The following is a 13,650-nucleotide window of genomic DNA, read 5'->3' on the forward strand; positions in this document are numbered from 1 at the left end:
CCTACTCCTTCTCTTCATCTTTTTGTCGAATTACAATTCGGATCGGTGTACCCTCAAATCCAAAGTGCTTTCGCATTTGATTCTCCAAATATCGTTTATAGGAAAAGTGCATAAGTTCCGGATCATTAACAAAGAAAACAAACGTCGGCGGCTTAACTCCCACTTGAGTCAGGTACCTCACCTTTAAGCGTCGTCCCTTATCTGACGGAGGCGGATTAGAATGAATCCATTCTCTCAGTAAGGTGTTCAAAGTCGCAGTAGTTACACGAGTTGAATTTTGCTCGACCACGAAATCCACAAGCTCCAGAATTTTATTAACCCGTTGTCCGGTTTTAGCAGAGATAAACATGGTCGGCGCATATTGCATAAACCCTAATTCTTCGCGTATCGTCTTTTCAAATCTGTTGATCGTCTTTTCATCCTTTTCAACGAGGTCCCATTTGTTGACGACTAGAATAATGGCTTTACCCGCCTCATCTGCATAGCCGGCAATCTTTTTATCTTGCTCTGTAACCCCATCTATGGCATCTATAAGCATTAAAATTGCATCTGAGCGATCAACTGCACGAAGAGAACGTACTACACTATATTGCTCTGTTAGTTCGTCTATGCGTGATTTACGCCGCATTCCAGCCGTATCAATAAGTATATAATGTTTGCCTTCGTGTTCAAAAGGAGTGTCTATCGCATCCCGGGTGGTTCCCGGAACATTACTGACAATGACGCGCTCTTTTCCCAGCATCATGTTGACCAAAGAAGATTTTCCGACATTTGGACGTCCAATAACAGAAATGCGAATGACGTCCGGATCGTATTCTTCCTCATCATCCTCGGGAAAGTTTGAAATCACTGAGTCAAGCAGGTCGCCCGTATTCATGCCATGAACCGCAGAAATCGGAATTGCTTCACCCAACCCTAAACTTAAGAAGTCATATAACTGACCTTCTGCCTTAGCAAAATCTTCCACTTTATTCGCAGCAAGCAAGATTGGTTTACCCGAGCGACGTAACGTCCGGGCAATTAAATCATCATCTGGCGTAGGAGAAATTTGGGAATCTACAACGAATATCACGACATCCGCTTCCTCCATGGCAATTTCTGCCTGTCTTCTCATCTGTGAAGAAATCGGTGTCCCCTCATCTTTAAATTCGATGCCCCCCGTATCAATTAAAGCAAACTTTCGCCCCAGCCATTCCGCATCGCGATAAAGGCGGTCCCTTGTTACTCCCGGCATATTTTCAACAATAGCTACCAGTCCGCCCGTAATGCGGTTGAACAATGTAGATTTTCCTACATTTGGCCGACCCACTATAGCTACAACAGGTTTACTCAAAGCGTTCCACCTCCAATGAATATCCAATCACATTTTCTAAAAATGCAAGTCCATCGTTCTCAACAATCCTTGCCTTGCCATTAACCTTCTGTTCTAACCATTCCACACTCATATCATCAAGAAAGATATCTTCATCCGCTTTGAGCATTGTACGCGGAATAAGAAACTCTTCACCTTGCAGATCTCCTAATTGCCGGGCGATATCCCGGGCGGTCAGTAGTCCTGCAGCAGTCACCGATAAGCCAAAAAAATCATTTTGTATCACATGCATCGTCAGTGTTAAGCCACTGATTCGATCCATCAAACGATTATTCCAAAATTCAAAAAGGTCATGGGCTGCTGTTCCGGTTATAAGGTGCACACAGCGTTTTGAGACCTCATGCGGAAGCAAGTTCCAACCGGCTTCAATCTCTGTGATAAATTTTCGAGCCATACCTACGCCGTTTTCTAATTGTGGAAAGTCATCGTATACCGCTGACTCTGGAAATTCTCTCCCGGCCAGCACATAAAATTCATCTGAAAAGTACACGAGGTGCCGACCTGTCTGGGTAAAGAAGTCCTTCTGCCACTTCTCGGCTTGATCCAGAATTTGACGTGCTTCATCAGCTGAAAAGCCTCGCAACGAGGTAAGCTTTTCACGATAGCGAGTCAATCCCACGGGTACAACTGCAATTGATTGCACCGACGGATAAAGCTCGGCTAACCGTTCAATGGTTTCTTTCAACACGTCCCCATCGTTGTGTTCAGGAATCAAGACAATCTGAGTATGTACTGCGATTCCAGCCTCCGCAAAGCGTTTAAATTGCTCAGGCAGTTTTCCCGCATGCGGATTTTTCATGAGTTTAGTTCGCACTGCTGGGTTCCAAGCATGAACTGAAACATACATCGGAGTCAAATGTAAAGATGTAATTCTAGATAAGTCTTCCTCACTTAAATTCGATAAGGTTATAAAACTTCCTTGAGTAAGGGATAAGCGATAATCATCATCTTTATCATAAAGAGAAGGGCGCATTCCTTTAGGCATTTGAGCTACGAAACAAAAGGAACAATTATTAACGCATTTTTTTAGACCCTCGGCACTTACTGTCTCAACCTCTAATCCCAAGAACTCCCCTGGTCCCTTCTCAATATCAAGCTCCCAAAGTTCACCATCTTCCTTTTCAATAAGCAACATGAATTCCTCTTCCGAGATGCCAAATTGAAAGTCAATAATATCATTAAGTTCTTCTTCGTTTACGGCCAGAACACGATCTCCGACCTCAATTTCCATTTCTTCAGCGATACTCCCTGAATGGACCGCTGCGACTACAAGCCCTTTAGGCAAAACGTTTCATCCTCCTGACATTTCAGATCAAGAGCCTATCATCTCAGCCTTAATCGTTTACAAGTATACTACAAGTGAACACGTTCAGCTATAGCTGAACATGTGAGAGTTCTGCTATCGAAGCTTACTCTCCTCCGAGGGTTCATAGATTCCAGAGCTTTTTGACGGTATTTGATCAGCTTCCGCTCTACGCACCTCCCTCTCAGTATAATACTGCCACCCTAGAGCTAAGGCTACCCAAGCACTAAATAGTCCCACTCCAAAATTCCAAGTAAATTCATTAGGCAAGCCAATATACCTTATAATACCGTCGTAGGTAAAACGGACAAAGGCTTGGTTCAAAAGCGCACTTCCAGTTAAAGCAGCGGCTGTTCCCCAAAAGGATTTAGCACTCAACCATGCTACTAAAACCAGCGCAATCGCAAAAAACCACTCTCCATAGGGAAATACTCCTGGTTCATTAACGAAAAACAGAGTCTCTACGCCAACAATTAAACTGGTGAAAAACAGCGGCAAAAGCCAGCGTTCAGCTTGTCGCATTGACCAAACCCAAAACACCAACATAACCGCAAGACGTGAAAAATGCCAGTGCCAAGGCATAGTGACAGCAAGGGATATCTCAGTCCATTTTCCTATAAGCCAGGCAATTGTCAACAAGAGAAAAAATCGTCGAGAGGCTTTTTTCTCTGCCCAAGTTAAAAGTGTTAAGAACAGAATTATCCATTCTCCATAAGGAAAAAGCATATTACCCCTCCTAAACGTTCCTTTTCATATTATTCCCGTTTAGAGAGGGTTTACACAGAAATATTAGAGAGGTTCTTTTCAAGTGACCCCTTGGTAACAATTTTTCGATATCTAGAGAGGTTTAAGATTAGACCAAGTTTTACCAAAGTTATCACGAGAGAGGCACCGCCATAAGAAATCAGAGGCAACGTAATCCCGGTTACCGGTAACACGCCGGTAACAACTGCTAAGTTGATGGTTGTCTGGATCGCCAAAGAGGATGTTATTCCATAGCCTAATAACCTGCCAAAACGATCAGGGCATTCACTTATAACATGATAAGCCCGAGCATATAAGGCAACAAAGAGAAATAATAAGAACATCGTACCTATTAACCCTAATTCTTCGCCAACGATAGCAAAGATGGTGTCTGTATGATTTTCGGGTAAAAAACCATACTTTTGCAAACTTCGTCCTAACCCAACTCCAAACAAACCCCCTGAGCCAAAGGCAATCTCGGCATTTGTAATTTGATATCCTTTATTCATCGCATCTTTCCAAGGGTCTAACCAAACCAAAATCCGTTCCCATTGATACTTCGTATTATAGATGAAGTATAGGAGTGGCAGTCCCAAGGTCGGCACCGCCGCAACGAACCAGCCTGTCGGCAGTTCCGTCTGTAAGAGCATCACTGCGCAGGTTAGAGCAATAACCATGGTTGTCCCTAAATCCGGCTGTTTATAAACGAGACCCAAGATAAGGACAGTGGTGGGTATGAGGATGCCCAATGGAATACGCCAATCACGCCCTCGTAGGATCGGATAGCGATCAAGGATATGTGCATAAAAAAGAACCATCGCGAGTTTTGCAATTTCTGAAGGTTGGATTGTGATTCCCGCAATTGAGATCCAACGGGCCGAACCGCCAGCTTCTATGCCTGCATCCGTAAAAAGAATTGCAATGAGCAAAACCATACTAACCAAAACCCCAATCCCAGCGAAGCGCCGCAGAAACCCATACGGGATCTTTATAGCTATTAAGGCAAAAACAGAGCCGACGAGGGTCCACTTCATTTGCTGAGAAAAATAGTGATATGAGTTCTCAGTTGCATTGAAACCGCGCACCGCCCCAGCACTTAATACCATAATTAAGCCAAAGGCCAAAATTGCCAGTGTAAGATATAATATTGGAAAATCGATAGGCAACTTCGATTGTCGTTTAGCCATCTGAATCTCCTTCCTTCTAAACTTAATCCAGGTCAGCACAATCTTATATCAACAAAGACACTTCCTCCAGATATGCCAGTAAAATGACTTCCTGTGTCAAGAAACAGGAAGTCATTTTTAAATGCACCGATGCAGTGGCCATCTCAAACAAAAAGGTTGATGCGAGCATAGCCACGACTCGAACAAAGATGTTCGAGGATAGAGCATCACCAAGGATGGCTTGAAGCCGTTTATAGAGATTGCCGTAACAGCAAGTGCTAATTAATTAAGAATCTTGGTTTTCTGTTTGAAGTTCTTTTCCTATTGCATCACCAATCGTAAATGGTCTGATTTCGGATTGTAAATCTAAAGCTTGTTGATCATTTTCCTTAGCAGCGTCTGTGATCCCCTCGCGAATACTCAGACTAATTCGCTTTTCCTCCGGCTTACAGTCCATGACCTTAGCAGACACCATATCCCCAACTTTAACCACATCTTCTACTTTATTAACATGATGATCAGCTAATTGAGAAATATGAACTAACCCATCCACGCCGTCTCCAAGCCCCACAAATGCTCCGAAGGGAGTAATACGCACAACTTTGCCATTAACTGTAGATCCAACAGGATAGTTTTTAGCCGCCTGTAGCCAAGGACTTTCTTTAAGTTGTTTTAGCCCTAAGGACACTTTCCCGGTTTGTTGTTCAAGCTTCAGAACTTGGACTTCCACTTCATCCCCAATCTTAAGCATGTCCGAAGGATGCTTAATTCGAGTATAGGCTAAGTCAGAAATATGAAGCAGTCCATCAATCCCACCGATATCAACGAACACACCGAAGTCAGCCATCCTTTTGACCGTCCCGCTCACTACGTCCCCCTCTTTAAGGGATTCAAGCAACTGTGTGCGCTTAACCCCTCGCTCTTCTTCTAGAATTACCTTTTGTGAAAGAACCACTTTACGCTTTGATGGATCATAATCAATCATACGTAAGCGAAGAGTCTGACCCATGAATTGATTGAGGTCTTCGACATATCCCAGTTGAATTTGGGATGCGGGAACAAAACCGCGCAACCCTACATCTACTACTAAACCACCCTTTACGACCTCAACGACTTCTGCCTGAATCTCTTCCTTACTTTCTGCAATTTTCTCTAAGTGATCCTTAGCCCCTTCTTCATCCGCTTTTCGTTTAGACAGGACTGTATGACCTTCCTCATTTTCCACACGAATAACCACAGCGCTGATTTGATCTCCAATCGCCACCGCTTCCTCAGGGCGGGTTTTCCTTGCCACTGACAGCTCGCCAAGCGGAATGACTCCCTCACATTTCCATCCAATATCAACAAAAACTTCTTCTCTTGTAATTTTCACCACCGTACCGGTAACCCTCGTGCCGGGATGGAGCTCTGGACAATTATCGATCCAACTCGACATTTCCATTTCTTGCTCATTCATTTCTGACATTTTCTTGAAAACCTCCTCGATTATCCAATCTGGGGTAGAAGCCCCTGCAGTCAAGCCCGCATTATTAGCATCCTCAAACCAAACATTTTCTAATTCATCCGCAGTTTCAATCAGGTATGTTTTTGTGCGTTCTGCACAGATGCTCGCCAGTTTTCGGGTATTAGCGCTATTTCGTCCACCGACGACCACCATAACATCAACCGCTTCGGCTAATTCTCGGGCAACTTTTTGACGTTCTGCCGTGGCATTACAGATTGTATTATGGACGATCAAATCGTCAGTATGATTTTTAAGTTCAGCGACAATCCCTGCAAAATTCTCTGCCAGTTGAGTTGTTTGAGCTAAAACTGCCAGATGAGGGTAAAACGGAAGCTCTTTAGCTTCCTCGACCGTCTGAATAGGTATTGCCTCTTCCCCGGCCCAGCCTAGGATTCCCTGTACCTCAGGATGAAGTTTATCTCCCATGACAATAACTTGTTGCCCCATCTGAGCAGACTCAGCAGCCAATCGTTGGGCTTTCTGAACAAAAGGACACGTGGCATCGACCACTTGGACCCCCTTGCTTTCAGCCCCTTGATAAACACTGGGTGCCACACCATGGGACCTTATAATCAAGGCTTGTTGGCTTGTTAGCTCGTCCAAATCCTCAACAACCTGAATACCCCGTTCTGATAAGCGTTTTACAACCTGTTGGTTGTGAATGAGCGGTCCAAGTGATACAGCATGCGAGGTTTCCGCTGTCCGTTCAGCCATTTCAAGGGCGCGCTTTACGCCAAAACAAAATCCAGCCTTAGTTGCGCGTTTGACTTTCAAACCAAGAACCTCCCTAAAAATTGTAAAGAACTAATTCTCTATTACCCACCAAAAATCCTGCTAAGTGAGGCAGTTTTGATCGTACAGATCTACTTTGCCTCAGGCAATTCTATCATGGCCTGCATTATTTTCTCGGCAATCCATTCTCGACGATTTTCCACGCCTTCCGGAGCTTTCAAAATCTGGGGAGTCAACGGTTTCCCGATAACAACAGTAATTTTCCCCCAACCTTTTGTAAACATGTGGCGAGTTCCGCTCACCTTTACAGGGACAACAGACGCTTGGCTTTTTTCCATTAAGAGGACCATTCCCGGCATACCCTTCTGAATCTCTCCAGTCTTTGATCGTGTTCCTTCCGGAAAAAGTCCTAACACGCCTCCTCCTTTTAAGATTGTCAAAGATTGACGAATAGCATTCATATCCCCTTGCCCTCGTTTTACAGGAAAAGCACCCAGCTTAGAGAAAATAGTCCCTAAAATAGGTATGGAAAATAATTCTTCCTTAGCCATAAAGGAGGCCTTACGAGGAATACTGCAGGCAGCAACAACAGGATCCCACATACTAACATGGTTGATTGCCAAAATAACGGGTCCTTCATTCGGCATATTGTCCGCACCTTGCACTTTCCAGCCCATTAACCGAAATTGCAGTCGAAACATCCTCTTGGCAAAACTATATAACGTCATTGCTCAACCCCCCTGCACTAACGCTAGAATCCTTGAAACTAACTCTTCTATACATAACCCCGTCGTATCAAGGATGATCGCATCCTTGGCAGGCTTTAGCGGAGAAACTACTCGCTCTGTATCAAGGCGGTCACGTTCAGCCATATCTATGGCAACTTCTTGGTACGTCACATCTTTTCCCGACTTCTGGAGTTCCATCCACCGACGCCTTGCCCTCTCTTCAGGAGTTGCTGTTAAAAAAATTTTAAAATCTGCTTCTGGCAAAACATAAGTACCAATATCACGACCATCCATAACTACGCCACCGCGTTCAGCTTCCATGCGTTGAAGTTCCACTAAACGTTCTCTGACCCCAGGATAGGCCGCCACGACAGAAACAGCACGTGATACTTCGGGGCAACGAATTTCCTGAGTAACATCCTCTCCGTCACACCAAACAATCCTTTTATCCGAATGATCAAAAACAACCTCTGTACTTTTAGCAATTTGGCTTACCATAGATTCATCGTCTATCGGGGCTCTATTTTTAAGAGCTTTATAAGTGATTACTCGATACATCGCCCCGGTATCTACATAAAAAAGTCCCAATTGTTTAGCTGCGATCTTGGCAATTGTACTTTTCCCCGCACCGGCAGGGCCATCAATCGCAATTTGCAATGCCTGTTGTTGCCTTCTCTTCATCCCGTCTGCTCCTTTTTATTCAATCAATACACTAGCCGCGATTAGGGTAGCAACTATGTTATTCAACGCGTGCAGTCCCATCGAAGGATAGAGAGATTTGTATTTATCATAAAGATATACAAGAATCATGCCTAAAACAAAGCGTGGAAGAAATCCATAGGCCTGGAAGTGAAGAGCGGAAAAAATCGCAGCACTAATTACTGCTGCCGTCCACTTTCCAAAGTACGCTTGTAAGCTTCCAAAGATAACTCCCCTAAATAGTGTTTCTTCCACAATGGGAGCTAAGACACCTGCTAAGAGCAAATTAAGAATCAAGGTATACCAGGAAACCTGTCCTAACAGCTTGGAGTAGACATCTGTTTCCGGAGGAGTAAAGCCATAGTTAAAAAGAGCTATAGCATAACATATATTTACAACCCAAGTCAGTGCGTATAATCCTAAGACCCTCGAGATGATCATTCTGACTGGTACACCCTGCCAACCAAAATCTGCCCAGGTCCAATGACGGGCTTTTTTTAGTGTCCAGATCAAAAGGGCAAATGACACCTGAGTCATAAAAGCATTCAGATACATTAAAACACGTTCATGGGGCCACTGCTCCAGTAACCAGAACGTTCCAAAAGACAAGATTATATATATGCCCACGACCCCGCCTAAAACCAAAGCCAGATCTACCCAATTCAATCTTCGACCTCTAGGCGGAAGCTCAATGTTATCTAAATTCATATCAGTTTTTTCCATTACTCACTCTCCTTCTTCCATTAGAGTAGACACATATTTCTCCCGTTTTTTTCCCAGACTAAACTAAAAGGAGGAACTTTTATGAAATCATCGGATATAACCTTACAAATATATCACCATCATCTTAAAATTCCCATAGAATCCTATTTCAATACAGTAACTGATTTTTTAGATCCTTGGGATGAGCGTGCTTATCAGTTTGTGGTTCACCAATACCTAGAAAAAGCAAAAGACAATGGTATAGTAGGAATGGTACGACAAGAAAGAGACGAAAATTATGTCTATCTAGACGCCGCAGTCCGGTATCCGCAGGCCATGGACGGCCAAGTGTCCCTGGAGTCCACGGATGGCGGGAAGGATATGTAAATCGTCAAATTTATACAAGATCATTGAGTAGTAACTTACCTAAGCCCTCGACACTTGGAACAATAAAATCTGGATTTGCAGCTTGAAGTTCATCAACCGTCCCATACCCATATCCTACAGCTATAACATCTATTTGGTTAGCCCTGGCTCCATGAACATCATATTTCCGATCTCCTATCATCACAGTTTTAGACACTGAACTCCCAGGTACCCTTTTTAAAACTTCTTCAATGACTGTTTCCTTCTCTGCAAATCGACCATTTAACTCACTTCCCATAATAACATCAAAATACTCTTCGAGTAAAAAATGTTGAAGAATTTTCTCTGCAAAGACCCTAGGCTTTGATGTCGCCAACAAATGCTTGCAACCCTTTTCCTTTAATTTAAACAATAATTCAGGAATTCCCGGATAAACTATATTTTCATAGAGCCCTATTTCTCGAAAACGCTCCCGATAAATTATGATCGCTTGGTTCAATAAAGCTTCATCCGTGGTTTGAAGCAAAGTCTTAAAGCTCTCTTTTAATGGTGGTCCAATGATCCAATCGAGATCATCCGCTTCAGGGATAGAATAATCTAACCGACTTAGAGCATATTTAACTGAGCGAGTAATTCCTTCTTTAGAATCTGTCAAAGTTCCATCCAAATCCCACAACAAAATATCGTAACGCATGTACAATCCTCCAACTCTATTTCCCAATATTTCCTCGGATGAATCTAACCTATAGCGGCAATTATAATCAAAAGGAGGGATTTAAAATGTTTTTTCATCAAAAACACTATCATACCAATGGGATGTTTTTTTTGCTTAGTCTTATTGTCGCCTTTTTGCTCGGACGAAAATCTGAAAGGTATGGTTTCACGATTGTATCTCGAGGATGTGGATGCTATGAGGATGACGACGATGAGATGGATATGATGGACGATCCCACGCCCACCAATACCTATCCTCAATAACTAAATTTGTATTCCTTATTCCATTTGAAACTTAAATCCAGCATAACACTTCACTACATCAAGCTAACGGAAACTCCGAGATTTATCTTGGAGTTTTCTACTTATATCATACCAATAAACGGTATTCGGTCAATAACTCTTCTCCTGCAAGTTATACTCAAAGGATTTCAAGTCGATATTATTTTAAATATAATCAAGAAAAAATCCATTAATTAGGCGTTTTAATATCAGACCGTAAATGATGTTCAATGGGCTCAGTCCGGAAAAATTTCATCTGCGCTACTGGTACGTATGGGAGTCCGCTGTCTAAGGATAATGGCGGAAGCTCACGCAGGTGGAGATGCCATTTTTCTATAGGGTGCTTGGCTAACTGATCAAATAAAATTATCACCTTATTAACACTCAAATCATAGAGCTGTTTTAAGCTCATCTCATTTGACTCTCCACTAACGGGATGCAACCAACTTAAGGATTCTCCAAAGAATGATAAGTCCAAGGGCTGTGAGTAGAACAAAGCTTCTAGTTTTTCTGCCTTTGGATGCCCATAACGACGATAAATAGTTAACGCCCGCCAAGGGATTGACCAACTAAAAGCAGTTTGCAGAAAGCGATGATTTCGCCACGCCTTCATAAAATTAATTAGTATGCTCTTATCGCCCTGATAAGTATAGTGTGTTGCAAGGAGCTTCAGGGCTTGCCGTCCAGGTTCGCCCGCTTCACGCCACAAATGATTTAGATCTACTGGATACTCCATTGGCTCAATCGTCTGTAACCAAAGGTCGATGGCTGTTTCCAACAGACGATGCCTAAAGACGGCCTTACTCCGTTCTTCTAAATCATCCGCGAAATAGTTTCCACTCATATAATAAACCATGGGATGGAACATACTATCCGCAACATAATGTGTCAACATGCCCAGCAGAAAGGCAAAAGAGCCTTGTTTATTAGTTTGCCTAAGTGCCCTCTCCATGATTTCGCTAAGCGGGGCCAAAGTATTCTCCCCAGCTGCGCCATGCAACTGGTTTGCAATACGTTCAATGCTCACTTCAGACGGCTCGGACAAATCATAAAAGGGAATATCATGGGCTATGGCACCAATATAATAAAGTGCAGGATTACTCGCAATGATCTCTCCCACCTCTATCGGGGCCCCCCTTTGCAAAGCTTCACGAGCGATATGCCAGTGTGTTAATTCCTTTGGCACAACTATCCCTCCACTTATCAGATTAATAATTACCAATCTTTGCAGTTACACTTACATTTATTCCGCTCTCCGCGTATAAAGCTTTAAAACCTCAATCAATTGTAACATGTAACAAGGTATTTCTTCCAAAGAAACATTGGTAATCTTCATTCACCTACCCCTAACGAGTGCTAAAAACCCACAAAAGTTTTTGTTTCTTCTGTGGGTTTTTTATTTCATTTTATCAAATTCCAAGAACACATTCACTTCTATAATAGGTGTTCCTTATTTTGCTTCGTAGAGTCACCCACCGAGTCGATGTTCAGCTTTAGCTAAACGAGTTCACTATCGTCGAAATCAGGACAGTATCGCCATAAATTCATCACCCGTAATGGTTTCCTTATTCAATAAAAAGCGAGCCAGTTCATGCAACTTATCAGTATTCTCTTTTAGAATTGAGATTGCCTTTTCATGGGCACTTTTAATGATAGCAAGAACCTCCTCATCGATTTTGGCCGCCGTTTGAGAAGAACAAGAAAGGGAAGTATCGCCGCCTAGATATGGGTTATTCACTGTTTCTAAAGCCATCATATCAAAGTTTTTACTCATACCGAACCGTGTAACCATTGACCGCGCAATCTTAGTGGCCTGTTCAATGTCGTTGGAAGCCCCGGTTGTAAAGGTACCGAATATCAGTTCTTCCGCTGCTCGGCCTCCTGTAAAGGTGGCAATCTTGTTAAAAGCCTCTTCCTTGTTCATCAGTACCCTCTCGCCTTCCTCCACCTGCATGGTGTAGCCAAGTGCGCCCGATGTTCTTGGAATGATGGTAATCTTATGCACCGGTGCAGAATCAGTTTGCTTCGCTGCAACTAGAGCATGTCCTATCTCGTGATAAGCAATAATCTCTTTTTCCTTGTGAGAGATCACAGCGCCCTTGCGTTCGTAACCCGCAATAACAACTTCAACAGATTCTTCTAAGTCCTCTTGTTTGACACGGGTTCTGCCGTATTTAACTGCTCGCAGTGCCCCTTCATTGATGATATTCGCCAGATCAGCGCCCGAAGCACCTGAGGTTGCTCGTGCAATAGCCTTATAATCAATCGTCTCATCCATCTTAATCGTCTGAGCATGAACCTTTAAAATTGCCTCCCGACCTGCCAGATCAGGAAGTTCCACTGGGATTCGACGGTCAAATCTGCCTGGACGAAGCAAGGCATTGTCTAAAGTTTCGGGACGATTAGTGGCGGCAAGTATAACGACGCCTTTTTTACCATCAAAACCGTCCATCTCAGTAAGCAACTGGTTCAGGGTCTGTTCACGTTCATCGTTTCCACCGAAACCGCCGTTCCCCCGTTTTTTACCAATCGTGTCAATTTCGTCAATGAAAATAATGCAAGGGGCTTTTTCGTTGGCTTGTTTAAATAAATCTCGCACTTTTGCGGCACCCATACCCACAAACATTTCTACAAACTCTGAACCTGAAATCGAGAAAAAGGGAACCTTCGCTTCTCCGGCTACTGCTTTTGCCAGTAAAGTTTTACCCGTCCCGGGAGGGCCTACAAGCAAAGCTCCCTTGGGCAGGTTTGCGCCAATTTCAGCATACCTTTTTGGATTGTGAAGAAAATCGACAATCTCAGCAAGCGCTTCTTTCGATTCATTCTGTCCTGCCACATCGGCAAAGGTTTTTCCGGTCTGTGCCTGAACATAGATCTTAGCGTTGCTTTTACCGAAGGTCATAGCATTCATGCCACCCATCCGTTTTTGCATCTGCCTTGCCAACAATTGCCCAATTCCAATAAACAAAATTAAGGGCAAAATCCATGTCAAAAGAAAATTTATCAACGGGGAATTTTCTTTGGGAATAACCTGAGAAAATTTCACACCGGCATTATGAAGTCTATTGACCAGATCCGGATCATTCATCGCTCCTGTGGCATATACGATTTCCTCACCCGACTCATTTTTAGCAATAAAACCAATCTGATTATCCTGAATTTCCACTTCAAGTACAGATCCCTTTTCTACTTGTGTTAAAAAGTTTCCATAGTCCACTTGGGTGACCTTTTGCTTCATCAACTCGGGGAAAACCAAGGCATTCAGTAACAAAAGAATAACCATTGCAACTAAAGAATAATAAATCAAGGGTTTTTTTGGGGGGTTTTTTTCATCCATT

Annotated in this window: 13 protein-coding genes; 2 read left to right on the plus strand and 11 right to left on the minus strand. The window is 43.1% G+C overall.

The features are described from left to right. Position 1: 1 nt before the first annotated feature. The 8 genes from der to M8E35_RS00890 all read right to left on the minus strand — a co-directional run bounded on the left by der (position 2) and on the right by M8E35_RS00890 (position 8,971). On the minus strand, positions 2-1,333 hold the full coding sequence (gene der, locus M8E35_RS00855; protein ID WP_252466814.1) for a ribosome biogenesis GTPase Der: 1,332 nt from the start codon (positions 1,331-1,333) through the stop codon (positions 2-4). Beyond that, entirely contained in the window at positions 1,326-2,657 is a 1,332-nt protein-coding gene (locus M8E35_RS00860) for a DUF512 domain-containing protein (protein ID WP_252466815.1), read from the minus strand. The genes der and M8E35_RS00860 overlap by 8 nt, the downstream gene beginning before the upstream one ends. Positions 2,658-2,771: 114 nt before the next feature. Then, a complete protein-coding gene (locus M8E35_RS00865) occupies positions 2,772-3,401 on the minus strand; it encodes a hypothetical protein (RefSeq protein ID WP_252466816.1) in 630 nt (209 codons plus the stop codon). Between the two features lie 50 nt (positions 3,402-3,451). After that, on the minus strand, positions 3,452-4,606 hold the full coding sequence (gene ftsW / locus M8E35_RS00870) for a putative lipid II flippase FtsW (RefSeq protein WP_252466817.1): 1,155 nt from the start codon (positions 4,604-4,606) through the stop codon (positions 3,452-3,454). A gap of 265 nt (positions 4,607-4,871) precedes the next feature. Beyond that, a complete protein-coding gene (locus M8E35_RS00875; RefSeq protein ID WP_252466819.1) occupies positions 4,872-6,863 on the minus strand; it encodes a bifunctional 4-hydroxy-3-methylbut-2-enyl diphosphate reductase/30S ribosomal protein S1 in 1,992 nt (663 codons plus the stop codon). 89 nt (positions 6,864-6,952) lie between these two features. Continuing rightward, on the minus strand, positions 6,953-7,549 hold the full coding sequence (locus tag M8E35_RS00880) for a lysophospholipid acyltransferase family protein (protein ID WP_252466820.1): 597 nt from the start codon (positions 7,547-7,549) through the stop codon (positions 6,953-6,955). A gap of 3 nt (positions 7,550-7,552) precedes the next feature. After that, positions 7,553-8,230 (minus strand): (d)CMP kinase, encoded by a 678-nt coding sequence (gene cmk / locus M8E35_RS00885; RefSeq protein ID WP_252466821.1) that lies wholly within the window; start codon positions 8,228-8,230, stop codon positions 7,553-7,555. A gap of 15 nt (positions 8,231-8,245) precedes the next feature. Then, on the minus strand, positions 8,246-8,971 hold the full coding sequence (locus M8E35_RS00890) for a CPBP family intramembrane glutamic endopeptidase (RefSeq protein WP_252466822.1): 726 nt from the start codon (positions 8,969-8,971) through the stop codon (positions 8,246-8,248). 81 nt (positions 8,972-9,052) lie between these two features. Between M8E35_RS00890 and M8E35_RS00895 the strand changes: the two genes are divergently transcribed. Beyond that, positions 9,053-9,337, plus strand: coding sequence for a hypothetical protein (locus M8E35_RS00895; RefSeq protein WP_252466823.1), 285 nt, complete (start codon positions 9,053-9,055; stop codon positions 9,335-9,337). Positions 9,338-9,347: 10 nt separating this feature from the next. On the opposite strand, the gene M8E35_RS00900 is transcribed toward M8E35_RS00895, so the two are convergent. Then, on the minus strand, positions 9,348-10,010 hold the full coding sequence (locus tag M8E35_RS00900; protein ID WP_252466824.1) for an HAD hydrolase-like protein: 663 nt from the start codon (positions 10,008-10,010) through the stop codon (positions 9,348-9,350). Positions 10,011-10,096: 86 nt separating this feature from the next. On the opposite strand from M8E35_RS00900, the gene M8E35_RS00905 reads away from it, so the two are divergent. Then, entirely contained in the window at positions 10,097-10,294 is a 198-nt protein-coding gene (locus M8E35_RS00905; RefSeq protein ID WP_252466825.1) for a hypothetical protein, read from the plus strand. Positions 10,295-10,502: 208 nt separating this feature from the next. Here M8E35_RS00905 and M8E35_RS00910 read toward each other — a convergent pair whose 3' ends face one another. After that, the gene (locus M8E35_RS00910) at positions 10,503-11,498 is read right to left on the minus strand and encodes a zinc dependent phospholipase C family protein (protein ID WP_252466826.1); all 996 of its coding nucleotides are present in this window, start codon (positions 11,496-11,498) and stop codon (positions 10,503-10,505) included. A gap of 336 nt (positions 11,499-11,834) precedes the next feature. Then, entirely contained in the window at positions 11,835-13,649 is a 1,815-nt protein-coding gene (gene ftsH / locus M8E35_RS00915; protein WP_252466827.1) for an ATP-dependent zinc metalloprotease FtsH, read from the minus strand. Position 13,650: the final 1 nt, after the last annotated feature.

Origin of the sequence: Desulfosporosinus nitroreducens, assembly GCF_023897015.1 — a bacterium.
Lineage (GTDB): Bacteria > Bacillota > Desulfitobacteriia > Desulfitobacteriales > Desulfitobacteriaceae > Desulfosporosinus > Desulfosporosinus nitroreducens.

Excerpts from the sequence above, each read along its gene's own strand:
- M8E35_RS00865 (WP_252466816.1), bottom strand. The coding sequence starts at position 3,401 with ATGCTTTTTCCTTATGGAGAATGGATAATTCTGTTCTTAACACTTTTA.
- ftsW (WP_252466817.1), bottom strand. The coding sequence starts at position 4,606 with ATGGCTAAACGACAATCGAAGTTGCCTATCGATTTTCCAATATTATAT.
- M8E35_RS00880 (WP_252466820.1), bottom strand. The coding sequence starts at position 7,549 with ATGACGTTATATAGTTTTGCCAAGAGGATGTTTCGACTGCAATTTCGG.
- cmk (WP_252466821.1), bottom strand. The coding sequence starts at position 8,230 with ATGAAGAGAAGGCAACAACAGGCATTGCAAATTGCGATTGATGGCCCT.
- M8E35_RS00890 (WP_252466822.1), bottom strand. The coding sequence starts at position 8,971 with ATGGAAAAAACTGATATGAATTTAGATAACATTGAGCTTCCGCCTAGA.
- M8E35_RS00895 (WP_252466823.1), top strand. The coding sequence starts at position 9,053 with ATGAAATCATCGGATATAACCTTACAAATATATCACCATCATCTTAAA.
- M8E35_RS00900 (WP_252466824.1), bottom strand. The coding sequence starts at position 10,010 with ATGCGTTACGATATTTTGTTGTGGGATTTGGATGGAACTTTGACAGAT.
- M8E35_RS00905 (WP_252466825.1), top strand. The coding sequence starts at position 10,097 with ATGTTTTTTCATCAAAAACACTATCATACCAATGGGATGTTTTTTTTG.
- ftsH (WP_252466827.1), bottom strand. The coding sequence starts at position 13,649 with ATGGATGAAAAAAACCCCCCAAAAAAACCCTTGATTTATTATTCTTTA.